General features: G+C 36.9%; 28 protein-coding genes and 1 riboswitch. Of the genes, 4 read left to right on the forward strand and 24 right to left on the reverse strand.

The window, feature by feature from the left end; all coding sequences use genetic code 11:
- Positions 1 to 27 precede the first annotated feature (27 nt).
- From V7108_RS02335 to V7108_RS02355, 5 genes are all read right to left on the reverse strand, one after another.
- The gene (locus V7108_RS02335) at positions 28 to 1,305 is read right to left on the reverse strand and encodes a Glu/Leu/Phe/Val family dehydrogenase (protein ID WP_335567286.1); all 1,278 of its coding nucleotides are present in this window, start codon (positions 1,303 to 1,305) and stop codon (positions 28 to 30) included.
- Positions 1,306 to 1,522: 217 nt separating this feature from the next.
- Positions 1,523 to 2,107, reverse strand: coding sequence for a genetic competence negative regulator (locus V7108_RS02340; RefSeq protein ID WP_335519783.1), 585 nt, complete (start codon positions 2,105 to 2,107; stop codon positions 1,523 to 1,525).
- A gap of 70 nt (positions 2,108 to 2,177) precedes the next feature.
- Positions 2,178 to 3,089 carry a MerR family transcriptional regulator gene (locus V7108_RS02345; protein ID WP_335519780.1) on the reverse strand — a complete coding sequence of 304 codons (912 nt, stop codon included), beginning with the start codon at positions 3,087 to 3,089 and terminating at the stop codon, positions 2,178 to 2,180.
- Between the two features lie 22 nt (positions 3,090 to 3,111).
- Entirely contained in the window at positions 3,112 to 3,879 is a 768-nt protein-coding gene (locus V7108_RS02350; RefSeq protein ID WP_335519777.1) for a metallophosphoesterase, read from the reverse strand.
- Positions 3,880 to 4,247: 368 nt separating this feature from the next.
- Complete coding sequence (locus V7108_RS02355; protein WP_335519774.1) at positions 4,248 to 4,880, reverse strand: CBS domain-containing protein; 633 nt, start codon at positions 4,878 to 4,880, stop codon at positions 4,248 to 4,250.
- 138 nt (positions 4,881 to 5,018) lie between these two features.
- Here V7108_RS02355 and V7108_RS02360 point away from each other — a divergent pair, with 138 nt between their 5' ends.
- The 3 genes from V7108_RS02360 (at position 5,019) to V7108_RS02370 (ending at position 6,141) form a co-directional block, all read left to right on the forward strand.
- The gene (locus tag V7108_RS02360; RefSeq protein WP_335519771.1) at positions 5,019 to 5,249 is read left to right on the forward strand and encodes a spore coat associated protein CotJA; all 231 of its coding nucleotides are present in this window, start codon (positions 5,019 to 5,021) and stop codon (positions 5,247 to 5,249) included.
- The gene (locus V7108_RS02365; RefSeq protein WP_335519768.1) at positions 5,246 to 5,506 is read left to right on the forward strand and encodes a spore coat protein CotJB; all 261 of its coding nucleotides are present in this window, start codon (positions 5,246 to 5,248) and stop codon (positions 5,504 to 5,506) included. Before V7108_RS02360 ends, V7108_RS02365 begins: the two co-directional genes overlap by 4 nt.
- Before the next feature lie 65 nt (positions 5,507 to 5,571).
- Positions 5,572 to 6,141, forward strand: a complete 570-nt coding sequence (locus tag V7108_RS02370; protein WP_335519765.1) for a manganese catalase family protein — start codon at positions 5,572 to 5,574, stop codon at positions 6,139 to 6,141.
- A gap of 28 nt (positions 6,142 to 6,169) precedes the next feature.
- Here V7108_RS02370 and V7108_RS02375 read toward each other — a convergent pair whose 3' ends face one another.
- The 5 genes from V7108_RS02375 to V7108_RS02395 all read right to left on the reverse strand — a co-directional run bounded on the left by V7108_RS02375 (position 6,170) and on the right by V7108_RS02395 (position 10,497).
- Positions 6,170 to 6,625, reverse strand: coding sequence for a DUF2663 family protein (locus tag V7108_RS02375; protein ID WP_335519762.1), 456 nt, complete (start codon positions 6,623 to 6,625; stop codon positions 6,170 to 6,172).
- Positions 6,626 to 6,715: 90 nt separating this feature from the next.
- Positions 6,716 to 7,357 (reverse strand): LysM peptidoglycan-binding domain-containing protein, encoded by a 642-nt coding sequence (locus tag V7108_RS02380; RefSeq protein ID WP_335567287.1) that lies wholly within the window; start codon positions 7,355 to 7,357, stop codon positions 6,716 to 6,718.
- Positions 7,350 to 7,958 (reverse strand): CPBP family intramembrane glutamic endopeptidase, encoded by a 609-nt coding sequence (locus V7108_RS02385; protein WP_335519758.1) that lies wholly within the window; start codon positions 7,956 to 7,958, stop codon positions 7,350 to 7,352. The genes V7108_RS02380 and V7108_RS02385 overlap by 8 nt, the downstream gene beginning before the upstream one ends.
- Complete coding sequence (locus V7108_RS02390; RefSeq protein ID WP_335567288.1) at positions 7,955 to 9,460, reverse strand: RecQ family ATP-dependent DNA helicase; 1,506 nt, start codon at positions 9,458 to 9,460, stop codon at positions 7,955 to 7,957. Before V7108_RS02390 ends, V7108_RS02385 begins: the two co-directional genes overlap by 4 nt.
- Positions 9,451 to 10,497 carry a helix-turn-helix domain-containing protein gene (locus tag V7108_RS02395; protein WP_335567289.1) on the reverse strand — a complete coding sequence of 349 codons (1,047 nt, stop codon included), beginning with the start codon at positions 10,495 to 10,497 and terminating at the stop codon, positions 9,451 to 9,453. The genes V7108_RS02390 and V7108_RS02395 overlap by 10 nt, the downstream gene beginning before the upstream one ends.
- A 238-nt stretch (positions 10,498 to 10,735) precedes the next feature.
- Here V7108_RS02395 and V7108_RS02400 point away from each other — a divergent pair, with 238 nt between their 5' ends.
- Positions 10,736 to 10,984, forward strand: a complete 249-nt coding sequence (locus tag V7108_RS02400; protein ID WP_063251244.1) for a ferredoxin — start codon at positions 10,736 to 10,738, stop codon at positions 10,982 to 10,984.
- A gap of 105 nt (positions 10,985 to 11,089) precedes the next feature.
- Here V7108_RS02400 and V7108_RS02405 read toward each other — a convergent pair whose 3' ends face one another.
- The 14 genes from V7108_RS02405 to V7108_RS02470 form a co-directional block, all read right to left on the reverse strand.
- Positions 11,090 to 11,659 carry an ECF transporter S component gene (locus V7108_RS02405; protein WP_335518635.1) on the reverse strand — a complete coding sequence of 190 codons (570 nt, stop codon included), beginning with the start codon at positions 11,657 to 11,659 and terminating at the stop codon, positions 11,090 to 11,092.
- A 164-nt stretch (positions 11,660 to 11,823) separates the two neighbouring features.
- A riboswitch (FMN riboswitch) is annotated at positions 11,824 to 11,955 on the reverse strand.
- Positions 11,956 to 12,267: 312 nt separating this feature from the next.
- On the reverse strand, positions 12,268 to 12,990 hold the full coding sequence (locus tag V7108_RS02410; protein WP_335518638.1) for a peptidoglycan DD-metalloendopeptidase family protein: 723 nt from the start codon (positions 12,988 to 12,990) through the stop codon (positions 12,268 to 12,270).
- Between the two features lie 179 nt (positions 12,991 to 13,169).
- Positions 13,170 to 14,348, reverse strand: a complete 1,179-nt coding sequence (locus V7108_RS02415; RefSeq protein ID WP_335518640.1) for a hypothetical protein — start codon at positions 14,346 to 14,348, stop codon at positions 13,170 to 13,172.
- On the reverse strand, positions 14,323 to 14,895 hold the full coding sequence (gene sigX, locus V7108_RS02420; RefSeq protein WP_335518643.1) for an RNA polymerase sigma factor SigX: 573 nt from the start codon (positions 14,893 to 14,895) through the stop codon (positions 14,323 to 14,325). The genes V7108_RS02415 and sigX overlap by 26 nt, the downstream gene beginning before the upstream one ends.
- Positions 14,896 to 15,074: 179 nt before the next feature.
- Positions 15,075 to 16,856 (reverse strand): ATP-binding protein, encoded by a 1,782-nt coding sequence (locus V7108_RS02425; protein WP_335518645.1) that lies wholly within the window; start codon positions 16,854 to 16,856, stop codon positions 15,075 to 15,077.
- Complete coding sequence (locus V7108_RS02430) at positions 16,853 to 17,569, reverse strand: response regulator transcription factor (protein WP_335518648.1); 717 nt, start codon at positions 17,567 to 17,569, stop codon at positions 16,853 to 16,855. The genes V7108_RS02425 and V7108_RS02430 overlap by 4 nt, the downstream gene beginning before the upstream one ends.
- A 162-nt stretch (positions 17,570 to 17,731) precedes the next feature.
- On the reverse strand, positions 17,732 to 18,916 hold the full coding sequence (gene ccsB / locus V7108_RS02435; protein WP_335518651.1) for a c-type cytochrome biogenesis protein CcsB: 1,185 nt from the start codon (positions 18,914 to 18,916) through the stop codon (positions 17,732 to 17,734).
- Positions 18,917 to 20,548, reverse strand: a complete 1,632-nt coding sequence (locus V7108_RS02440; RefSeq protein WP_335567290.1) for a cytochrome c biogenesis protein ResB — start codon at positions 20,546 to 20,548, stop codon at positions 18,917 to 18,919. It lies immediately after the preceding gene.
- 22 nt (positions 20,549 to 20,570) lie between these two features.
- Positions 20,571 to 21,095: a thiol-disulfide oxidoreductase ResA gene (gene resA / locus V7108_RS02445; protein WP_335517413.1), complete on the reverse strand. Its 525-nt coding sequence runs from the start codon at positions 21,093 to 21,095 to the stop codon at positions 20,571 to 20,573.
- A 105-nt stretch (positions 21,096 to 21,200) separates the two neighbouring features.
- On the reverse strand, positions 21,201 to 21,938 hold the full coding sequence (gene rluB / locus V7108_RS02450; protein ID WP_335517416.1) for a 23S rRNA pseudouridine(2605) synthase RluB: 738 nt from the start codon (positions 21,936 to 21,938) through the stop codon (positions 21,201 to 21,203).
- A 198-nt stretch (positions 21,939 to 22,136) separates the two neighbouring features.
- A complete protein-coding gene (locus tag V7108_RS02455; protein WP_335517419.1) occupies positions 22,137 to 22,673 on the reverse strand; it encodes a spore maturation protein in 537 nt (178 codons plus the stop codon).
- Positions 22,674 to 22,678: 5 nt separating this feature from the next.
- Positions 22,679 to 23,266, reverse strand: a complete 588-nt coding sequence (locus V7108_RS02460; RefSeq protein WP_335517422.1) for a nucleoside recognition domain-containing protein — start codon at positions 23,264 to 23,266, stop codon at positions 22,679 to 22,681.
- Positions 23,259 to 24,404 (reverse strand): D-alanyl-D-alanine carboxypeptidase family protein, encoded by a 1,146-nt coding sequence (locus V7108_RS02465; RefSeq protein WP_335517427.1) that lies wholly within the window; start codon positions 24,402 to 24,404, stop codon positions 23,259 to 23,261. The genes V7108_RS02460 and V7108_RS02465 overlap by 8 nt, the downstream gene beginning before the upstream one ends.
- A gap of 301 nt (positions 24,405 to 24,705) precedes the next feature.
- Positions 24,706 to 25,596 carry a superoxide dismutase gene (locus tag V7108_RS02470; protein WP_335517430.1) on the reverse strand — a complete coding sequence of 297 codons (891 nt, stop codon included), beginning with the start codon at positions 25,594 to 25,596 and terminating at the stop codon, positions 24,706 to 24,708.
- Between the last annotated feature and the right edge of the window lie 119 nt (positions 25,597 to 25,715).

The raw sequence follows: 25,715 nt of genomic DNA on the forward strand, positions 1-25,715 counted from the left end.
TCTATATTGTTTCAATCGTAATGCTTTTTAAATCCATCCTCTGAAGCGGCTTGCCTCAGCCATTTTTCTAACACCAACCATATAGGCAGCTAATCGCATATCAACACGCCGTGTTTGCGCTGTATCATAAATATTGTTAAAGGATTTCACCATTACTTTTTCAAGTTTTTCCTCAACTTCCTCTTCTGACCAGTAATATCCTTGGTTATTTTGCACCCATTCGAAGTAAGAAACTGTAACTCCGCCAGCGGAAGCAAGTACATCTGGTACGAGTAAAATGCCGCGTTCTGTTAGTATTTCTGTTGCCTCAAGTGTTGTTGGTCCGTTAGCAGCTTCAACAACGATACTTGCGCGAATATTCTGTGCATTTTCTGCTGTTATTTGATTTTCAATTGCAGCTGGTACAAGGATATCACACTCAAGTTCTAGTAATTCTTTATTTGTAATTGTATTATTAAATAATTTCGTTACTGTACCAAAGCTATCGCGACGGTCTAGAAGATAGTCAATATCAAGTCCATTCGGGTCATACAATGCACCATATGCATCGGAAATACCAACTACTTTAGCGCCTGCATCATGCATAAATTTGGATAAGAAACTTCCAGCATTACCAAAGCCTTGAACGACAACCCTAGCACCTTCAATTTGAATTCCCTTCTTTTTAGCAGCCTCACGGATACAAATTGTTACACCCTTCGCTGTAGCTGATTCACGGCCATGAGAACCCCCTAAGACTAGCGGCTTGCCAGTAATAAATCCTGGAGAGTTAAATTCATCGATACGGCTATACTCGTCCATCATCCAAGCCATTATTTGAGAATTCGTAAACACATCCGGGGCAGGAATATCTTTTGTTGGTCCTACAATTTGACTAATAGCCCGTACATAGCCGCGGCTTAATCTTTCAAGCTCTCTAAAAGACATATCGCGCGGGTCACAAATAATACCGCCTTTACCACCGCCGTATGGAAGATCCACAATCCCACACTTCAAGCTCATCCAAATGGAAAGAGCTTTTACTTCCGTCTCTGAAACATTGGGATGAAATCGAATTCCGCCCTTTGTTGGTCCTACCGCGTCATTGTGCTGTGCACGGTAGCCCGTAAATATTTTTATTGAACCGTCGTCCATTCTTATTGGAATTTTAACTGTCATCATTCGTAACGGCTCTTTTAAGAGTTCATAAACTTCTTCAGGATAACCTAACTTTTCAAGAGCTTTATGTATAACTGTCTGTGTTGAAGTTAAAACATTATTTTCTTCCTCTTGATTAGTTTTTTCATTACCTTTTTCGGCTACCATTTGTAAACCTCCTAGAAAATCACTTTAACAAATGTTGTCGCATTCAGACACAAGTATACACCTTTAATAGATTTATGCAAGATGAAAAATACACTTTTCACTATTTTCAAGTTATTCTTTGTAATCGCCATCATTCCTATTATACCGGCAATGGAACCTGCCTAATCCGGTATTAGATAGCAAAAAGGAGCGGTGGACTCCTTCCTTAATTCCTTCATTATTTGAAATATTTTAGAATCGTCTCCACCGCTTTATTTTCAATAATCTGGTTTCCATATTCAGAAAGAACGTGTGTACTAAGAATTGAAGGATTCCCATATTCTGAGAAGAAGGCTGCAACTTTTTCTACCATGGAAGGGTCGAGATTATTCATAAGTAAGTAATAGCAGTCATGATAAGAATATAAACTGCCGCCGCTGACGTTTAATGGAAACAGCGTTTTTGAAAGCCCGATGATATCTTCGAAACTTTCGAATTGGTAAAGGAGATTTTCACATCCCTCCACCCTGACTTGCATCTCTAAGAAGCCATCAAATAATACTTCTTCCTCTTCTTCACTATTATCTTCAACCGTAATAATCATAATCATTCCTTGAGCTTGCAAGGAGAAAATTTCAACTGCTACTGACCCCTGAATATCAACATCAAATTCCTCGCTTGCTTCTTCCAGCATGTCATGGAAAAGCTGGTGCCATTTTATCGAATCCTTCCAAATATCATCTTTGGAAAGGCCCCGATCATTTAAATCATCAGAGGTTAAAAAAATTTTAATCTTATTGACTGTTAAGCGTTCTAAGCGCATGTATTTTGCCCCCTGCCGTGACATAACTCTTATCCCTAGTGTATGTCATTGGCGTTGGTTGGTGCTTTGTCTAGTATTCCAACCGTTCCAATAGCCACATTTCCCAATCCTTTTTTGTTTGCCCAAGAATGTAAGTGGAAAATTGTTCCTTCTCCGCGGAATTCATTGTAGATATCGCGTGGCCACAAAGCCCAATGGCAAGATCCTGGTAGTTTAAAGAAAGCAAATTAGTTAATGTAAGTGCTTCGTATAAATCTTTCGAATCCTCACACGAGATGATCAAAATATCTGGATGAATCATCTCCATTACTTTTTTTATATCCTCTTCAGAATGATAAGTACCTATATTTATTACATCTATACCCTGTTTTCTTAAGAAATAGCTGAACAAGAGCAAATTTATAGCTTCCCCGTCTTTAGAACTGGTAATACATAGAGCTTTGTTAAGATGAATATCATTTGGAAGACTGTGAATAACTGTATTAATCCTTGCACTTAAGTGCCTTGAAGAAAAATTCCTTTGGGCACTAATTATGTATCCATTCTTAAAAGAGTCCTCTATTTTTAAAAAAACCTGACTAAAAATATCAATAATTACCTTTTCCATGGTAAAAATACTAAACATAGTATTCATTACTTCATTGATCTTGTGATGTTCAAAGTGGATTAAGGCGTCATACAGTGAATCAATCTGGCTCGCTAACGGATTGAGTGTCTTAAGGTTTATTGCATCAGTATCCATTTGTGAGGGGTTATGCCCCATTAAAGAAATAGCTTGACTGATGGTAAACCCTTGATTTACCTTTTTGATTAACCATTTTAATATTTTTATATGCTCATCTGTATATAATCGATGGCCAGCTTCATTCCTAACCGGCGCAATCATTTGATATCTTCTTTCCCATGCTCTTAATGTTCCTGGTTGAATCCCAAGCATTAATGCAGCTGCTTTAATATTATATTTTCCTTCTTGGTCACTCATGTTGAATCCTCCGATATTAAACCTAACCATTCTTGATTTTAATTAAATGGCACTGTGCAGGTGCCCCTAATCGTAATGGAACCCCTGTTGTACCATAGCCATTACTAATTAAAATAACAGTATTATCCAACTTTTTCACTTTCCCTTTTTCGTATGGACTATAACCCAAAATATGTATTTGTCCGCCGTGGGTATGTCCACTTAGAACTAGACTTATATTATGTTCTGGCAATACTTTATCTGTGATGTCTGGAAAGTGACTGACCAATACTTTAAAGCTATTTTCTTCTGCATCAACTAATGCCAAGTCCAGTCTATCCCGTTCTTGGTTTAAGACATCCACCCCGAGCAGTGATAATTTATCTCCTTTAGCAGATTCAAAAATGGCTGCAGTGTTATCTAATACCTTCACTCCATACTCCAAAAGAATAGCGTCTAATTTCCGAAAATCGGTTTCATAATCATTATTTCCCCAAACAAAATAAACAGGACCTAATCGTTTTAATCGATCAAGATTTTGTTTCACTCTTTTAAAAGGAACCTTCTGTTCAGTTAGGTCTCCACCAATTATAACTATATCCACTTTCCCTTTTATCTCATTAATAATCTCCTCGGAAATAAGACGCTTATGGACATCAGAGATAAAAAAAATGGAAACAACACCAAACGAGTCTGGAAAATTCTCGAATGTCATTTCATGATGTACCACTGTATTTCGAAAAGCCTCTTTCAGCATATACAAGATAAGAACTGCTCCCACAATCAAAAGTAAAATGATTAATATACCCATATTTTCCCCTTTACAACTGTTAATGTTCTACAGAAATCATACCATAACGGAAATTAAAACCAAACAGACTAATGTTTACTCCTTATTTTCTTAACCTGTTTAATAATACGTTGGAGAATCTCTTGAAATAATTGTACACAGGCCACTAATCCAACAAATAAAGCTATTAAGGAAGCAAAGAATTCCAACGGATAAATTATCGGGCCGACCAAGACATCAGAAAAATGAAATGGATAAGTAATTGGAAACCATTCAATCAATAAATATCCACACAAAAAAATCAACAATAGCCTCCACATGATCCTCAACACAAAAATCCCTCCCATACAATGTATGAAAAGGATTTGATTTCTTTCCGTTTAGATTTATTAATCTTCCTGGATACTTAAAATACGGAAACCTTGCTCTTCAAGCCTCTTTGTGAATTTATTAATATTGTCCTTCTTTTCAACCTTCATGACAATTCTCCGCACTAATTTATCGGTCTCATCGAATGTTACGAGTGAAATAATATGCTCATGGAAATGATGGGCAATTTCAGATAGTCGAGCGATACGCCCTTCCGTTTCAACAGATGTGAACGCTATTCTAACTCCGGGGCGATTTACACCGAAAGCACTCTGAAAAGTGGAGAGCACATCTGAGCGTGTTACCACTCCTAAAAATTTGCGCGTTGAATCCACAACTGCTAATAATGGAAAATCTTTTAAATCAAGAAGGGTTTTTTCAAAAACTTCCTCACCCAATAAATATTTATCTTGATGTGTAGCAATATCCTTAACTAGTGTGGAATTTAAATATTCAATCTTCGGTTTACCTGACAGAAAGTAGCTTTCATAAATTTTATATCGTGTAGCAACACCTAAATACTTTTCCCCGTGTAAAACTGGAACACCATCAATTTCATTTTTCTCCAATAGTTCTAATGCCATTGACAATGTTGTGTCCTCTTGAACCGTTACACAGTTATGACTTGGAATCATCATATTTTTTACAAACAAACCGATCACCTCTATGTAATTTTATACATATTTATTATACTTCAACAAAAAGCATGGATTATCCTTTATTTCAATATTATGTCATGAAACTGCATATTTTTCATATTTATTAATGATGATTAATTAGGGAGGGCGACTATGTTTACTCTATATAAAACTTGGCATCCCATCGCTAGTCCATTTGACCCCTGCAAGCCAATTCTAGAAAAAACCTTTTCAACACCACCAAATCTATATATCGGCTTCCAACCGCCAAACCTGCCACAATTTTCACCACTTGAAGCACTTCGAGCAGGTACACTCTGGAAACCATTTTACGACCCATATTACAATCCATTTGAGAAAGCAAAGGGGGGAGTTCCAAGATGAAACAAATCCCGCCAGAATATTATCAAATAATGGAACAGCTCCAAGCCGTTGACTTTGTATTGGTTGAATTGACCTTGTACTTAGACACACATCCTGATGACCTTGAAGCGATTAAGCAATTTAATCATTATGTAAAAGAGAGAAAGACAATAAAAAAGGCTTTTGAGAGTCAATTCGGTCCCCTTATGCAATTTGGTCACAGCTATTCCGGACACCCATGGAATTGGAACGAACCGCCTTGGCCGTGGCAGGTCTAATTGTGGCAGCCCACTGAAGGAAGGTAAATTGCCATAAAAACTTATCCAGGGAGGGAAACGTGCACATGTGGATATACGAAAAAAAGCTTCAATATCCTGTTCGTGTTAGTACTTGTAATCCAACATTAGCAAAATATTTAATTGAGCAATATGGAGGAGCAGACGGTGAACTATCAGCTGCTTTACGCTATTTAAATCAGCGCTATTCCATACCTGATAAAGTAATTGGTCTATTAACTGATATTGGAACGGAGGAATTTGCGCATCTGGAAATGATTGCCACAATGATATATAAACTTACAAAAGATGCCACTCCAGAAATGATGAAGGCTGCAGGACTCGGAGACCATTATGCCAATCACGATAATGCTTTATATTATCATAATGCCGCTGGTGTTCCTTGGACAGCTTCTTATATTGCCGCAAAGGGTGACCCCATTGCGGACCTTTATGAAGATATTGCTGCTGAAGAAAAAGCCAGGGCTACTTACCAATGGATTATCAACCTTAGTGATGACCCTGATCTAAATGATGGTCTACGTTTCCTTCGAGAGCGAGAGATTATCCATTCCCAGCGGTTCCGTGAAGCAGTAGAAATATTAAAAGAAGAGCAAGGTAAAAAAATATTCTTCTAATACTTAAGAAGCAGACTCGGGCTGCTTCTTATTTTTTTTCATGATAAAGATTGATATCGTACGTTTTTTTCATTACCTCAAAGTCCACATGGCGATTTTTCCAATGCTCATCCTTCTTCCATAAATCCTTACTCCGGTTTACAATTTCACATCTTAACTCTTGGTATTCTTTTTCCTTTTTATCTTTTTGCTGTTTTAATACATTCATAGCTCCATACAGTATAGCAGTAATCGCCAACAACCCAAGGTTAACGGCGTTGCTGACAGAAGCTGAAAACATTGCGAAGAAAGAATAAGAATATTGCTTTGCGATCATAAAATAAAAATAGCTAAAAAAAAGAAAAGCAAAAAGCAACATTGAATAAATCGTTAAATAATGCCATTTTTTTGCTGTATCAAACTTAACCTTTCTTTTCCGCACATTTTCAAGCATTTGTTTCGTTGCTTCATCTGTATTTTCAAGTAAGCGGATTGGTTTATCCATTTTATCAACCACCTCTTTACTATAAATATGAACTTGTCCGTAAAATTATGAAAAAAATTGCATTAAAAAAAGCCGTCCTAAATGGATCGGCTACTTAGTTAGAGGAATTTCTAAGACTTGCCCTAAGTAAATTTCATTACCCTTTAAGTTATTTGCTTTTCGAATAACTTCCTCTCCAGCTTTAGAATGATAATATTTTAATGAAATACGATAGAGATTTTCTCCCTTTTTAACAGTATGATAAACGACTGTTTCCGTTGGGGCAGCAACATTCTTATCAGTACCTTGGCCGCTAAAACTTACTGGTTCAGAATTTGAATCTTCAACCTGTGTATCCGGATTAACTGTCTGTTGCACTTCGATAGCTTCATCATTATTTTCCGCGGCAGATTCTTCTTCCTCATTATTTTCTGAAGTGCCTTCCGTTTCCGACTTTTCAAAATTAATGACTTCGTAACCAGAAGAATCTCCAGAGACTTTCTTGGTCGCTTTTTTTCCTTCTTCAAGATAAGAATAAGCGCTAAATATAACTATTGGAAGAAGAATAAAAAATAAAACTAATATACGAATAACGGGATACTTTAATTTCCATTTCGTTTTTTTTCTCTTTTCCCTGTGAATCCTTTCTCTAGGTGGTAATTGTTCACGTACTTCAGATGTTTCTTCATTTATTTTTTCAATTCGCTGCTTTAGCCGTTCAGCTTGGCTTCTGAAAGGTTCTTCTTTATTCATGAAGTATTCCCTCCTTTTCTCCGACATCTATGGTGCGTCTAAATTTAATATAAAGGCCTAATAAAAAATCAATGGTGAAATGCATCATAATTGTCACAGCTAAATTGCCTGTCCAATCATATATGAAACCAATTAAAAAACTAATGATGACAATATTAGAGAATAAAAACCAATTAAAAAGGTAGCGATAATGGACAATGGCAAAAATGAGGCTTGCTAAAATAAGTCCGACCTTTGTTTGAATAACTCCCCGAAACAGTAATTCTTCACTTAGTGCAACTACTGCTGCAATCCAGGCAATGTGAAGAACACTTCTCCTTTTGAATATTCTATCGTTCAAACCGCCATCATCGTAATAAGAAGACGGAAGCCATTTCATCAAAAATATGTCTGTAAAGACTACCGCTAATCCCGCAAGAAAACCTATTAATAAAAATCTACTATTTGAAAAATCAATTGCTTGTAAAAATGAAAAATGATCAAATAAAATAATACCTAAAATAAATGTAAGAACAAGTAGTATTAATTGGGTCATGTATAAATGAAAGAGAAGATCTTTGTCGGATAATCCTTTAATTAATTCTTGATATTTATTTTTCATTCACTCAACTCACTATTTAGTAAAATATTAGCCAAATAATCCTGCCATCCTTCATTAGCTGGTTTGGATTGACCACTTTCTTTCGCGTTGTATGGATCCAGCATAACACCGCAAACATCGCAGCAATGACTAGTTTTCATGTTAACTGAACCTTCTTCAAAATAATCTAAAATGACATCTCTTCTACATGATTTTGACTTAATCCATTTTTTCATATAGTAAATACTATCTTTCTTTACTGTTAATCTTTCATTTACAAATTTCTTCAAACTATGCTTTATCTCTTCAAGATTTGAAACGGCTTGAGAATTATTGATTAAGTCCAATATAATACGCCATTGGACCTCTGAAAAACCGCCATATTCTCTTAAATGCTGGTTCCCATCCAGAAAATGATCATTAGGAATTTCTTGCTGTGGAAATTGTGAAAACAGCCAGTCAATTTGTAATTCAGATGGCAGTTCTCCTTCGGCCAGTTGAACAGGAAGCTGTTCATCCCCTGGGGAGTAAAGCAATACTGCTATACTTGCCTCACCATCACGCCCAGCTCTGCCAATCTCTTGCAGGTAAGATTCAATTTGCATCGGCATATGATAGTGGATAATAAATCGAATATCCTCTTTATTAACCCCCATACCAAAAGCACTTGTTGCACAAATCACATCAAGTTGTCCATGAATGAATTGTTGTTGAATCAAAATTCTTTGCTCCTGCTCTAACCCTCCATGGTAGGCCATAACCCTATAAATGCCCTTTTCAACTAACAAGGCTGCCATTTGTTCTGCAACCTTTTTACTTGAAAAGTAAATAATTCCAGGCTTTTGAAGCTGAAGAACTAACTGTATCAAACGGGATTGTTTATCATGGTAGTTCGGTACCTCTTCAACATAAAAAGCAATATTAGGACGATCAATGGTAGACTCAATTTTAGTGTACTCCTGTAAGTCAAGGGATTGGATAATGTCCTCTCTTACCTTTTTGGTTGCAGTTGCTGTTAAAGCAAGCGTTAGCGGATTACCAAGTTTCTTACGGAATTCTCCTAGCTTTGAATAATCAGGGCGGAAGTCATAGCCCCATTGAGAAATACAATGCGCCTCATCTACCACAAATAAAGATATAGTAAGGGCTTGTAACCTTTTGAGAATAAAGGGTAAGCTTAACATTTCTGGAGAAACAAAAATATACTTGTATTTATTTAAATTTCCTAATACATAGCCTCTCTTTTCAGAATCTAGAAATGAGTTTAAAGCAATTACTCGTTTCTCACCAAATTTCATGAGCTGCTCCACCTGATCCTGCATTAAAGATAATAGAGGAGAAATAATTAAAACTTGACCATCAAATATATATCCAGGCAGCTGGTAGCATAAAGATTTACCTGTTCCTGTCGGGAGCATTGCAATGGTGTGGTTTCCTTCGAGTAAAGACACAATCACTTCTTTTTGCCCAGTTTTAAACGTCTGATAACCAAAATACTTATATAAAAGTTTTTCTAACTCCATTTTCTATCACCATACTTTGCAAGAACAAGCCTTATTTGAAAATAAGAAGCTGTTTTTAAACTGTTTCTTATTACTTTAAGCTGCTTAGTAACTTTTTCTCGAGATATTTCTAAAATCTTCATTTGAATTTCTTCTTCTACAAACTTGTTAATCGAAAAGTCTTTTATATTTAATGCGAATTCTACAAGATGATCTTCAATGGTACTTATTTTTAAATTCCGAATGCTTGCTATTTCCTCCAGTGAAAAACCTTGATTTAAGAGCAGCCAGGTTTTCCGAGAAGAAAGAGTTAACGAATTACTTTGTTCTAGATTCATAATCAGTGACGATAATACTTTAAAACGAGTAGGATCGTTTTCAACGATTTGAATCAAATAATGAAGGATATTAATAAATTCTAGATGATACTGTACGGAATCTTTGTTCAACATCCTTGCAGCTTGCGTAGAGGTGAAACCTATTTGCTGATATCCAGTAAATCGAAAAACCAGTACGGCAGGATTGATATCCTTAGCTTGCTCAAGACAATACATTAATTCTGTGTAGAGGATTTTCCCCAGGTTTTTTTTGGGTATGGAGCAAGATTTCAAAAAATTTTTTAACCAGTTATGAACCTCGGTATTTTTTTGGATAGGAATATATTTTGTTTCTTGGAATGTAAAGTTAGATGTTACTTGAATTAGCAAGGATAGTCTTTCCCATACTAATAAAGTGTAGGGTTGATATTTCCAGCCATTTATATAATGGGGTTGTGGGTAATTGAGTAAATAATCTTCTCCTGCTGTGGTAAGTAGAAATCTTTGTTCACCGCAGGTTTCCACAAGTTTCTTCTCTAGAATGGTATTAAAAATTTGATCAAAATTATCGCGTGTTAACGGTTCAAGAATTCGAAAATACTTCTTGAGTGAAAAGAAATGGGCATCTTGGAGCGTTTGCGATGATTTTTTTCCATTTAGAAGATGAAAGATGGAATAAATGGTTCTTTCCCCATTTAACTGTTTTAAACAATACAAAATAATTATTTCAATATACCCCATGCTATGCCACCACTTTTTTTGCTTATAATCGACAAATTCACCTAATTTTCACTCCCTATTCTATCATGAAACTGGATGACATGATGCTAAAAAATGTGGAAGATTCGGTAATACACTATCTATAGGCATTTTTTCTATTGAAAAGTTTCTCGTACAGTCTTACAATAGGAATGAGTAATGCGTTTCCAATTCTTTATGGAAAAGTGAGTAAGTTATATTATTGGGAGGTTATTTTTTCATGGCTAAGTATACAATTGTTGACAAAGAGACTTGCATTGCATGCGGCGCATGCGGAGCAGCAGCACCAGATATTTATGATTATGACGATGAGGGTATTGCATTTGTAACTCTTGACGATAACGAGGGTATTGTAGAAATCCCTGATGTTTTAATTGACGATATGATGGATGCATTTGAAGGCTGTCCAACAGATTCAATTAAAGTTGCTGACGAACCATTCGACGGAAACGCAACCAAATTCGAATAATATTTTGTCTTAAAATATTGTTAGATAAAACCCCCGCCAAAATGGCGGGGGTTTTATCTTGGCAATTAAAAAGAAACTAGGCAGGAACCTGATTTCTAACCGATTTTATACGCTTTTTACGGTCGTTAATTTATTAATCCATGTTTGCATTCTAATGAATAGCAACATAAATATGGAGGACATGATTACCCCTTTTAAAATATTGAAAGGCAAGATAGCAGGTACGACTAAATTACGCATATCAGGAAACTTTAACAGTGATGTATAAGCCGGTAAAATAAATACGTAATTTAAGATACTCATCATTACCGCCATACTAACGGTCCCCACTATGAGTGCAAGAGTCATCCCTTTTCTCGTTTTCATTTTATTGTATACATAGTAAGTAGGTAATACAAACAGGATAGCGGCCAGAAAATTTGCAATATGACCTACCGGGATTCCTGTTGCACTGCCAGTAGCAAAATAATTGAGTGCATTTTTGAAGAAACTGACTAATATACCTGCTGCAGGACCAAAAATTAATGCAGCGATTAATGCTGGAATATCGCTGAAATCAATCAATAAGAAATTTGGAAATAGCGGCAGCGGAAAATTTATCAGCATTAATAAATAGGCGATACTGCTCAGCATTCCAATTGCTACAATTGCTTTGACACTCATTCTTTTCGTCATTTTCCTCTCTCCTTTTTGATCCATCAAGTTAGGAAGAGAGGTTCAGCAATGATAAGGTGTCCTAGTAAAATACAAAAACCCCAAGAAAATAATTCTTGAGGGAGTTTACAAAGGCACTCTTAATAAACGTTCAAAGGACTAGCAATTTTTGAACGTCGCAGAACCTCCATCTTCTCCCATCCAGACTATACTGTCGGCTTTGGAATCTCACCAAATCCTGCCATAAAGGCTCGCGGGCTCAAGAGTTTTACTCTAATACCGCCGATCGGGAATTTCACCCTGCCCCGAAGATAGATCGATATTTAATTTCCATTTCATTATACTAATAAAATTGGATTTTGAAAAGAAAAATTACTTATAACAATCTTGACAAGGACAAATCTTTTTGCCCTTTTATGAGATTTGTCCTCAAGCCCCCTGATTTAGGACAAATCCTCTTATCACTTTTACATGATTTGTCCTCAAGCCCCCTGATTTAGGACAAATCCTCTTACCCCTTTTACATGATTTGTCCTCAAAGCACCCCTTATTAAGGACAAATCCTCTTTTATTTAAACTTCAACCGCCACAGGATAAACCTGCTGACCATAATGGCAAGCAGGTTCATTTTATTTATCAATAACTAAAATTTGATCTGGCAGGATGAGATCAGAATTTAGTTGGTTAACTTCTTTTAATTTTGAAACGGTAAGGTTACTTTTCTTTGCAATGGAAGTTAAGGTATCACCTGCTTGTACAATATAATGGGCTTTGTTGTTTTTTACAGTGGTACTGGCAACTAAGCTTTCTATATTTCCCGCCATTCCCTCTTTTACTGCCACACCCACTTCAGCATACCCAAGTAGTCTCTCCGGGTCTATCGCATTTTTCTTATCAAACGTCCATTCGATTTGATGGCTCTCAAAATGAAGATGTACACCTGTAGATTGGCCCGTTCTTCCCATTGTTCCGATTCTATCACCCTGTTTAATGTCTTGACCTTCATTTACAAGTCGATTATTTAAATGGGCATAAACGGTAACAAAATTATTGGGGTGCTCAATAAATATGACATTTCCATATGTTTTTGAGTAATAGGATTTACCCACTACCCCATCCTCTACTGCCACGATGGGCGTATTTAAACTTCCTGCAATATCGATTCCTTTATGTGTTCCATGCCTTGTCCCATATGTATCAGATATGACACCATCCGTGGGCCATATCCATCCTGCTTTTATTTCTTTCGAATCTTGCATACTCGCTTCTGTCTGTTTACCTCCTAAAAATAATAAACTGACAAAAAGCGCCATAATTGCGGCGATTAAAAGCCGCCTTATGTAGTCTCGCATTTTACTATTTTCCTCCTTAATCTAGTCCTCACTACCACATACCATATGATTCCTAATTGTTGTTTAGAACATATAGTTTGGTTTGAGCAGTTAAGCATACTTGTTATAATTTGGAGAGAAATGGTTTTTTATACATTAAAAAAGATTAACCTAGATAGATTAATCTTTTTTAACGTTATTTATTGGATCTGGCGATAATTGGCTGCTACTGGTACTTTTATTTCCTGTGACAAATCAAAAGGTCCTAATTGTTGAATCGGAGCGTTTAAAATGGTTATAGTCTCTATACCAAATTCCTTAGCCGTTAATAATATCGCATCGAATGAGTGGATCGTTTCTAGGTCATTTTTCATTGTGGTGTTTTTATCCAAGGTAATAGTTAATTGATCATTTTCTACGGTCAGTTCCATAGAAGAAAAGGATGGCACTATTGATGTATTTAACCTTAGATCACTTTGTCCTGTCTTCATTGCGTCAAAAGCTTCGTTAATATCTTGATACAATTCTGTTGAAGGGACTAAAAAGGTGGTTTCCATTCCATCGGGTGTATAAAAGAAATAAGCATGTTTTCCTTCCGATTCAATGTCTATTTCTTCAATAGAACCATAATTTCCAAGTTCTATTCCCGGCTGACCGTTTGTAGTGAAATTAATTTTACTTGCCTGGCTATTCGAAGCAATGTTATTGTTCAATGAACTTAAAAAGTTCTTTTCCGCGGCAGAACCTTGCCCATACTTATGATCCTGAGGTACGTCTACAGTGACGGAATTAGTACTAGGATCCCATGTAAAACTTGCGTTTAGGGGATAATAGTCAGTCAAACCCCATTTCTCCTCTTCTAATTGCCCCATTGTTTCAGTGAAATTTGTCAGCCAATCCTTCTTATCGGCTTCGGAATTTATAAGAATAGAAACAGGTACTAAAAATTGAGCCTGAGCATCAGGAATCCAATAGGTGATTACTGTCCCATTTCCTACTTCAAAATCATACAGAGCAGATTTGTCATTTTCTGTTACAGACAATTTAGATTCTGCATTTAATTTATCTGTTGCTTCCTCTTTTGTCATTAAATTTGCTGAATCATTTTCAGAAAGACCTTTCTGCTGATCAAGAGACGATTCCTCCTGTTTTACAGTATCAAAAGAATAGTCAGTTCCATTGAACAATTGAGGACCTAATAAGAAAATAAGGAGTAACACTGCAGCTGTAGCAAAACTAGGAACTAACCATGCAGGTCTTTTCCTCTTTTTTATAAAAAGATTTTGATAAATGTCACGAGGATTGCGATGGTCTTGTATTTTCGGCATTTGCCTTAATAATTCTTCGAGCTGCTTATCGCTCCACTCTGACTTGTTCACTATCTGAGCCCTCCTTTTCATTAAATATTTCCATATGCTTTTTTAGTACTTTCAATGCACGGTGCTGAGTGGTTTTCACTTTACTTTCAGTCCAACCCAGTGCCTCTGCAGTTTCTAATATTGATAAATCGTTCAAAAAACGTAAGATGATAACAGATCGTTGATCAACCGTACAATGATTCAAACATTGATAAATCCATTTAACTTCTTCTTTTTGTATCGTTATTTCTTCTGGTATCGGATATTCATCCTTTACTTGATTAGTAGACCAATCAAATTTTTCAAGCAGTCTGCCTTTCCATCCCTTTTGTTTCCGAAATGAATCGATTGCAACATTACGCGCAATAGAAAATAGCCATGTTTTTTCACTGCTCTTTCCTTCAAAGCGTTGGTAGGATTTAAAAACCCTAATATAAACTTCCTGGACGAGGTCCTCTGCCTGTTCTTTGTTCCTTACCATGTAAAATAGAAATTGAAATACATCATGATGATATTTTTGATATAATTCATCGAAAACGGAGTCCATCCCATTCCCCTCCCCGTTCATATAATTAGTCGAACCTTATGTACAAAAAGTTACACATATTAAATATAGACTTTATATGAAAAAAAGTGAAGGTATTAAAACAACAAAAAACCCATCCCATGGATGAGTTTAACGTTTTTAATCTAGTGCTTCCGCAGGTAAATGTTTCCCGTGAATCAAGAGAAATCGCCATTTTTTTCTTATTTTCGTGGAAGCAAGAAGGTAAATGTCGTTCCTTGTCCAATTTTACTGCGCACAGATATATGCCCTCGATGTGCATCAATGATATGCTTTACAATAGCAAGTCCCAATCCTGTACCAGATCTTCCTCTCGTACGGGCCTTATCAGCTTTATAAAAACGCTCAAATACAAATGGTAAATCTTCTTCTGGTATACCTGAACCAGAATCGGATACTTCTACTTTAATGCCGAAATCATCTCTTTTAACAAGTAATATAACTGAACCGCCATGCGGAGTATGTCTTATGGCATTATCGATTAAATTGGTAAGTACTTGTTCAATCCGATCTGGGTCAAATAAAATCGGAGGAATGTCTTTCTCTAAATCAGCACTTAGATGTATTTCATTTTCCCTTACAAGCCCTTGAAATTTATGAACAATTCGATTCATAAACGATTCTAAGTTAACCTCATCTAGCGTTAATTGAATATGGCCAGCTTCCATTCTTGCGAGATCGAGAAGCTCATTGACAAGGCGGCCCATTCGCAATGATTCGTCATAAATGACCTTCGCCATTTCTTTTTTCTCTTCCTGGGATTCTGCAATATCATCTACAATGGCTTCACTATAGCCCTGTAACATTGAAATCGGTGTTCTAAGCTCATGAGAAACATTTGCAATAAAGTCTTGTCTCATTTTTTCTAATACTCGTTCTTCCGTCATATCTCTTAGGACAGCTACAGCTCCCCGAATAAAACGGTTACTGTATAGCGGGCTGACTAGAATAACCCAATGACGGCCTTGAAGAGAAATCTCCCCGGCTTGCTCTGTCTCCGTATCCACCGCTTGTTGAAAAAGCTTCATCGCTTCTGTTGGAATTTCGTCTGAGGCAGTACCAGTCCCACCTTTTTCATAGTACCAATATTGTAAAAATCGGTCCGCAGGAGGATTGGTGATTAAGATCGTCCCATCACGGTTGAAAGTAATAACTCCATCTGCCATACTGCTTAGGATACTTGCAAGCTGCTCCTTCTCCTGACTAAGAGCATTCATATTGAACTTTAACTGCCGACCCATTTGGTTAAACGCTGTGGCCAGTTCCCCAATTTCGTCATGCGTTAAAATTGGTACTTTCGTATCAAACTTACCTCTTGCCACTTCGAAGGCTGCTTCCCTCATTTTCCTTAATGGTTCAGTAATCCTTGTAGATAAAAAGAATGCAAAAATAGTGGTTAAGATGATTGCAACACCCGCAACGAGTAATATAAAATTAGTCGTTGAATGTGTCGTTTCTTGAACTACCTCTAAGGATTGATAGATGAAAACCGCACCATTTTGTTCATCATCCATGTGCAGCGGTACCCCGATTATCGAATATTTCGCATTATTTTTTTCTGTTTGACTTGTTGGAAGTTTTGAAACCTTTTCAACTGTTATATCTTCCACAAAGACCTTCGATAATTCTTCGTCATTACGTATTTCGGATACAGAAAGTTTTACTGAGTTTTCAGAGTTAGGCGAGAAATATATTTCATTTTTATTTTTAATAATAACCAACTTGGTAACATCGTCGATAATTTCCCATGAGATTTCTAAGCCCAAGGGGAATTGCTCATCTGGATGATTTTCCAACACTTTTGCTATTTTCTCAGCCTGATGAGTTAGAGTATTTTTGGTTTCCGTAATATTGTTATTCTCGAAGAATTCTAAGAGCATGACAGTTAAGATGAAAAGGATAAAGGCAACCAAAAATATGATAGTAAGCCAAAGCTTACCAACTACACTCCGTAAAAAGGTCATTCATTAACTACCTCAAATTTGTAGCCTACTCCCCAAACTGTTACAATCATTCTTGCAGCTTGCTCAGAGACTTTATTTAACTTTTCACGCAAACGTTTAACATGTGTATCAACCGTACGAAGATCGCCAAAAAATTCATAATGCCAAACTTCTTTCAATAATTGCTCACGGTCAAACACCTTATCAGGCGATTTTGCAAGGAAATATAGTAATTCATATTCTTTTGGAGTTAAGCTTACTTCCTTACTATCTGCCAAAACTCTATGTGCATCATTATCAATTGTTAAATGAGGGAAAACAATTACATCCTTAGATGTGGTCTCTGTTTGAAGATAACTAGTTTGAGAAGCTCTTCTTAACAAGGCTTTAACACGCAGGACAACTTCCCTTGGACTAAATGGTTTAACAATATAGTCATCCGTACCGACTTCGAATCCCTGTACACGGTTAACCTCTTCACCCTTAGCTGTTAACATGATAACTGGTGTAGCTTTCTTCTCTCTTAATTCACGACAAACCTCTATGCCATCTTTTCCGGGCATCATTAAGTCTAAAAGGATTACATCATAATCATTTGCAATCGCCTTCGTTAACGCTTCATTTCCATCCTCTGCTTCATCAATTATATATTCTTCACGCTCTAAATACATTTTTAACAAACGACGAATTCTTTCCTCGTCATCAACTACTAAAATTTTCACGTCTTTATCCATTATTAATCCCCCCATGCAGTTATTTTACAAAATGCGACTATTTTAATCTATACATATTAGAAATTGTCCATATAAATAGTGTCAAATTTTTGACAACTAAACTAAATAATTTAAAAAAAAAGCCTTAACTCTAAAAGTAAAGGCTATAAATTTTATATCGTTTTACCCAGCGTATGAATGAAGTCCTGCAATGACAAGGTTTACCGCTACCAAGTTAAACATAATGATCACAAAACCAATTACTGCAAGCCATGCAGACTTTTCACCATGCCATCCCTTTGATAAACGAAGGTGTAAAAAGGCTGCGTAAAACAACCAAGTAATTAATGCCCAAACCTCTTTTGGGTCCCAGCCCCAAAATCGGGTCCATGCGATTTGTGCCCAAATCATTGCAAAAATCAATGCACCTAAAGTAAAAACCGGAAATCCAATCAATACAGAACGATAGCTTATTTCATCGACAAAATCCAGGTTAATGTTTTTAACTAAGGGCTGGAGTGCTGCAGAAATCCGCTTTCTTAAAATTAATCTTATTAAACCATAAAGAATTAATCCACCAATAAATGACCAAATAACTGAATTTAATTTCTTTGCATTTATTAGTGCAGGCATTTCAACAAGCGGTTCAAACTTCCCTTCCGTTAGTAACTCCCCTTCATGAGGTCCTGTAATCGCTGGCATCGTATATTCCATTTTTGCCTCGAGATCGTTCTTATTGATCCAATTAAATTCTGCTTTATAATCCATAGCTGAAAATAGAGTAGATACAAGAACAAATCCCAATGTTGTTACTAAACCAAACATTACCACTTCAAGCCAAAATGTTCGCTTACTCGCTTTAGATTGGTCAATAACCTTTACTAGATAAATTAATCCTGCTGCAAAGCTTATTGCCAGAATGGCTTCTCCTAAAGCTGCTGTTGTAACATGAATATGGAGCCAGTCACTTTGTAATGCAGGTATTAACGGCGATATATCTCTTGGAAACATGCTGGCATAAGCAATGATGAGTATGGCAACTGGCATGGTAAACAAGCCAAGAAGAGGTGTCCGATAAATAAAATAAATAACAATGAATGCACCAACAAGACATAATCCAAAAAAGGTTGTAAATTCAAATAAATTACTAACAGGTGCATGTCCTGCTGCAATCCATCTTGTAATAAAATATCCCACCTGAGAAACGAAGCCCACAATGGTTAAAAAGACAGCGATTTTACCCCACCGATTAGTATTTTTCTTTTCTCCAGTATCCTTCTTAGCCTTTATAGCTCCACCAAAGAAGAGGGTCGCAATTAAATAAAGAATAAATGCAATATAAAGTAAATTACTACTTAGTGTTACCAACTAGACACCCTCCTTATCCATTTCTACTCTTTGAATTTGATCATCAGGAATATTAATTTTCGTTTCAGATAGTGCTGTTTCAATTTCTTTTTTTAACCCATACCAATTTTTATTCGTATGAGCAGCAATCCAAGTTTCTCCATTTTTGGTTTGCACCCAAATTCTACGATGGTTCCAGTAAGCTCCTTGAATAACACCAATCATAAAGATAATACCGCCCAGAACAATAATCCAAATGGTCAAGTCTTTACGCACGGTTAACGCTGTAACATTTTTGGTTTCAATACCTTTGAAAGCCATTTTATATTGGTTATCACCCAAAGGCTCAATGGTTTGTTGAATGGCAACAAAACTGGTTTCTCCTTCAGGGGCTTCTGGTGAAATCATTTTGAAAACAAAAGCAGGATTATTGGGTATCCGTGATTTTGTTGTCGGCTCCCCGCTTTCTGCAAATTCAAAGTCTGGGAAAAAGCTCAACACTTCAACCCTATATCCATTCCCCAAGTCATATTTTGGTTCTGGGTCATAAAGACTTATTTTTACGTCTCCAAATGTTTTGCCAGTTTCTTTATTTGTTAATGAGAAGGACATTGTGTTCAATTCATCGAGTTTGTAGTCTACTTGATATAATGCAAACTGTTCAAATTTTAATGGTTGATTTACTCGAATTTTGTGCTCTTTCACCTTTTCTAATTCCGGCTGTTCCCCAGGTATTGCTGGACCCACTCTTTTATAAAGTACTGCGTTAGTTTGATAATTTTTAACAACCATTCCTGCACGATCTATTGCAGCTTCGAATGTTTTGTCTTCTTCCTTATTGTAATTTTCTAAGATAAACTTTTCATTAGCCACATAATATTGCCCATCTGTTTCAGGGACAACTTTTGTTTCGCCTTCACGAAGCCATAGAACTTTATCTATATACATTCCAGGAACAAATCGCAGCATACCGCCAATTAAAAAGATGATTAATCCAACATGGTTCACATATGGACCCCATCGTGAAAAACGACCTTTTTCAGCAAGCAAATCTCCATTTTCTTCTCTCACATTGTATCGTTTAGACTCTAAGCGCTGTTTCACTACTTCTAAGTCATTTTTATCAACATTCTTGCTTATTCCAAACAAACGTTGACGCTTTAAAAATCCTTCGTGTCTCGTTACTCTTTGTGCTTTTAGTGCTTTATACAATGGTACAACCCTGTCTAAACTACATATGACAAGAGAAATACCTATCATCGCTATTAATACCAAATACCACCAAGAACTATATAAATTATTCAAGCCTAATTCATAATATAATGCTCCAAACCAGCCATACTGATCTTTGTAGTATTCTGCTGCAGGCATCGTTGGCGGTATGTACATTTCCTGAGGAAGAATCGTCCCAGCTGCCGAAGCAACTAAGGTGATAACGATCAGCCACACACCCACCTTTACGGAAGAAAAAAAGTTCCATATTTTATCAACAATGGACTTATTATATGTTTGTGAGCGGCGTGCACTGCCTTCATACCGCATATCCAGCAGTGATTTACCTTCTGACTGTTCATCTAGGACTTTTCCGCATGCCTCACACAATACGGTTCCATGTGGATTAACATGGCCGCATTCACATTTAACATCTTTCATTGCTAAAACTCCCTACAACCCCTTAAGGTTTAATTTTCTCCATGTACTCCTTTACCGTTCTTTCAGTCATCGTTCCTGTATGGTATTTAACCACTTTCCCATCCTTATCAATCAAAAATGTTGCAGGCAGTGGATTTATGCCATACGCTGTTTGAACCTGTCCGTCTGTATCAATTACAATTGGAAAATCTAGTTTCTTGCGTTCTGCAAAATGATTAACAGCTAATTCTGACTCACTGACATTAACCGCCAACACTTGGACCCCACTATCTTTGAAATGGTTATATTGATTATTTATATAAGGCATTTCTGCTTCACACGGCTTACACCAAGTTCCCCAGAAATTTAAAAATACACCCTGACCTTTATAATCAGAAAGCTTATGCTTCTCACCATTCATATCAACCAAGGCAAAGTCTGGAGCTTGTTTCCCCACTTCTACTTTCATACGGTTATCCTTTGTCAGGTTGGCATATAGTGTGTAGGTAACGGCTGCAGCAAGAATAACTAGAATGGTCGTCCTCATTACTAATCGCCGTTTTTTCATTGTTCTTCCCTCCCTGAAAGTTCAATAAATCGTCACAATTCTTCTAAATTATATCACTTATCACTGCAACTATAGTAAAAACAATCAACTGCAAATGTGACATCTTTATGAATTTTTTTTAGTAGACTCTAATGATAATCCTCGTAATAGCTTTACCTCATGATGTGTTAACTGTCTAGCTTCCCCAGCTGATAAACCATGCAATGTTAAAAAGCTATATCGCTCACGTTTTAGCTTTAGCACTTCATGCCCAATTGCTTCAAACATTCTCCTAACTTGACGATTCCGTCCTTCATGAATGGTTATTTCAATAATTGAAGTTTGCTTTTGCTTATCAGCTGAAAGTATTTTTACTTTCGCCGGGGCAGTTTTTCCATCTTCAAGATGTATTCCTCTTTCTAACTTTCTTAAGCTTTCTTTTGAGGGAATTCCCTTTGTTTTCGCAACATAAACTTTATCAATTTGATTGCGGGGATGCATGAGTAAATTCGCAAACTCCCCGTCGTTCGTTAACAGTAATAATCCCGAGGTATCGAAATCTAGTCTTCCGACTGGAAAAATTCTTTCTTGAATGTATGGGAAGAAATCAGTTACGACCTTTCTTCCTTTATCATCGCTAACACTGGAAATAACACCGCGTGGTTTATATAAAAGGAAATAAACAGGTTCCTCTTTTTCAATCTGAATCCCATTCACTTCAACTCTGTCAGAGTTTGTGACTTTTATCCCAAGTTCTGTAACAATTTTTCCATTAACTTTGACCTTACCTTCTTTAATTAGCTCTTCTGATTTTCTTCTTGATGCGATTCCTGCTCGTGCAATAACTTTTTGTAATCTTTCCACTATGATCCACCTCAGCTGTTTACCTTATTTGGAGTTATGGGTGACAACACCACAATTAACCTAGGAAACAAATTTGTTATACTTTCCTACTGAATTATGACACATTATCGCCCTTTTTCAAAGCAAGGGCTATTTTATCCAGAAAAAATAAAAAAAGCGGGCTCCTATTTTTACCAGTGGAACCCGCTTTCTATACAGCTACTTTGATCCAAATACAAATACCACTACAAAAATAGCTGCGATAATCCCAACTAAATCTGCAAGAAGTCCAACTTTTAGTGCATCTCCCATTTTTTTGATCCCAACGGCACCGAAATATACGGTTAGGACATAAAAAGTAGTATCAGTACTCCCTTGCAATACCGAGGCAAGTCTTCCAATAAAGGAATCCGGTCCATAGACAGCAATTAAGTCACTAGTCATACCAAGTGCAGCCGTTCCAGAGATGGGTCTAATTAAAATCAGGGGAACGATTTCAGCTGGAACTCCAATTGCTTCCATTGCAGGTCTAATCCAATTCATTAGTGCTTCTAAAGCACCTGATGCACGAAAAACAGTAATCGCTACAAGCATACCTACAAGAAACGGAATAATGGAGACAGCAATTTTGATCCCCTCTTTCCCGCCTTCAACAAAGCTCTCATACGTTGGAACTTGTTTAAATGTTCCATATAAGAGAATAAAACCGATTAAAACTGGAATAAATCCAAGGGAAATAAGCGAAAGAAGTTCCATTCTATTCATCCTTTACGACGTCGTCGATTATAAAAATACCGGTCAATCATTACAGCACCAAGCATGGAGATTATGGTTGCAATTAATGTTGGTACAACTATCTCAGTTGGGGAGGCAGAATGATAATTCATTCGAATCGCAATTACGGTTGTAGGAATAATTGTTATACTCGCAGTATTAATGGCCAAAAAGGTAACCATGGACCTGCTTGCTGAATTCTTCCCGCCATTTAATTGTTTTAGCTCCTCCATTGCTTTAATACCAAGAGGTGTAGCAGCATTTCCCAATCCAAACATATTCGCAATCATATTTGACAATATATACCCCATTGCAGGATGATTTGATGGTACCTCAGGAAATAACCTGCTCACTAAGGGGCGAAATAGCTTTGCCAATTTTTTTAACAAACCAGATTCCTCAGCAATCCGCATCATTCCCAGCCAAAATACAAGAATGCTAATCAACCCAATACAAAGCGTCACTGCTTCCTTCGCCCCATCAAATATTGCCTTATTCACTTCTTCCAGTGTCCCGTTGATTATGGCGAAGATAATGCCCACTATCGTCATAAAAACCCAGATATAGTTAACCATTTAGTTTCACACCAATAAGTGATAGAAAAATATCTTTTAACGAATCCAATAGTCCCTTCTTCTTCTCAGGACTTCCCTGATAGTATATTGGCGTTTCTCTTACCACTTTTCCATCAAGGAAAACTTGTGCCTTTCCAACAGCCTCCCCATTATGGTTTGATTCGTTCCAATCTTCATCAGGCTTATTCAGTTTATATTTTATGGAAAACAAGTCCATTTCTTCATCCGTTGCAGGGTATACAACACTGTTTTTTAAATATAGATGTTTTTGATAAAGCTTATTTGTTTTGATATCTAGTTTCCCTTTTGACAACACTTCCGCCATATCATAGGTTTTAAAAGCATTTTCATACATAGCAATATGATCGTTCCAGTCATCCGGTGCATTTAGAGTTACGGCAATTAATTTCATGTCCCCGTTGGCCGCTGTAGTAACAAGGGTTCTTTTTGCACGTTTTGTATACCCAGTTTTACCGCCAGTCGTATATTTGTATTTTGTAAGTAACCGATTTTTGTTTTTCCACTCGCGATCCCAATTTTCGGTGGGATTTGGCGCTTTATACTGCTTCGTTCCAGCTATTTTTTTGTATGTTTTATTATTCATAGCATACCTAGTCAATAGCGCCATGTCATAGGCTGTTGAATAGTGGTCTTCATGGTCATCAAGTCCATGTGGATTGGAAAAATGTGTATTTAGCATACCTATTTCTTTCGCTTTCTGGTTCATCATATAAACAAACCCATCTAAGCCTCCTCCGACATGTTCGGCAATGGCCACTGCTGTGTCATTCCCTGACCTTAACATTAAGCCATATACTAAATGCTCGAGCTGGATTTTTTCCCCTGGCTTTAAGTAAACGGACGAACCTTCTGCTCGAGTAGCTTGTTCACTTACTTTCACTAATTCATTCATTTTACCCGATTCGATTGCAAGAATCGCAGTCATTATTTTTGTAATACTTGCGATCCTCCTTTTTGTGTGGGCATCTTTCTCAAATAGGATACGCCCAGATTCTTGCTCCATTAGAACTGCACCTCGTGCACTTATGGAAACGGAAGCATCCACCTGTTGAGGAATGTTTGTAATGAATAGTGAGACCATGAGGGCAAATATGACTGGCTTCCAAATTATTCTCATAAGTTTACCTCGTCCCCTTCTTTAACAATTCTAGCTTCAGCGCCTAGGGGCTCGGGTTCATAAACCAATCCGTCAAGAAGGTAAAGATCGACCTTCTCGCCGGCTTGTCTTAGGCCTGTCGCCCCTGGGCACTAAGGAAAGCTCCTTAGAGTAATCCTAAAAGAACAAGCTATGCTTGTTCCGAAGGCGCTTCCGCTTTTCTGAGACTAGCTTTCTAAAATTTTATGCAGGACAAGGCATGATATGACAATTTGTCTTTAAAAATGAAAAGACAATCAGCTTCATGCTGACTGTCTTAAGGTTAAAATGCTGGCCATTTAATCTCAGAAGCTTTATCAAATCTCATTTCTACATCATTCCAGTTTACAAGATTCCACCAACTGTCTACATAGCCTCCCCTGTTATTTTTATACTGGAGATAATAAGCATGCTCCCAAACATCTAGGACAAGAAGTGGAATGGTATCCCATTGCGTTAACAACATATGTCTTTCTGACTGCAATACCTCAAGATGCCTCGCCCTGGGTGACCATACGAGGATTGCCCACCCGACCCCTTCTACCTGTTTTGCGGCTTCTGAAAATTGCTTTTTAAATTTATCGAAACTGCCAAAATACTGGTCAATTTCCCTTTTAAGAAGACCCTGAGGGCTGCCTCCGCCCTTAGGAATCATGTTTTTCCAAAAGATCGTGTGCAAGTAATGTCCTGACCCATGAAATGCTAATTCGCGTGACCAATGCTTAATGAGGGAAAAATCATTGCTTTCTCTTGCCTTCTTTAGGCTTAATTCGGCCTTGTTTAATCCATCTACATAGGAGCGATGGTGCTTATCATGGTGCAGCCTCATGATTTCTTCCGAGATATGAGGTTCAAGTGCATTGTAGGCATATGGAAGCTCTGGTAGTTTATGCCCCCCCGGAGGGACTGACTTATTCTCAACCCAGATAGTCCCGGTGCCTTGTTTACGGGAAAAATAATTTTCCATTTGTTCATGAATTTCCTCAGCTTTTGACTGAAGACTGAGCATGTCATGATCGCTAAGTGATTGACTTGTATTTTCTATCAGCTCAGTGAAATGTTCAAGCTGGTCCCATAACTCTAAGTTATCCTTTAGATTATCTGAACTTAGAAATCGTTTCATTTCCTCATTCCATTCAAAAATTTCATGAACGTACTCACTAAATCGATTCATGTTCATCACATCCTTTATTTTGAATCTAACTAAAAGGTATGAAAAAGATCATGGATGTATGAACAACTGAAGGTTATCCAAACAAAAAACTGACCTTATATGATCTGCCCCGTAAATGT

Source organism: Neobacillus vireti, assembly GCF_036962345.1.
Lineage (GTDB): Bacteria > Bacillota > Bacilli > Bacillales > Cytobacillaceae > Neobacillus > Neobacillus vireti_A.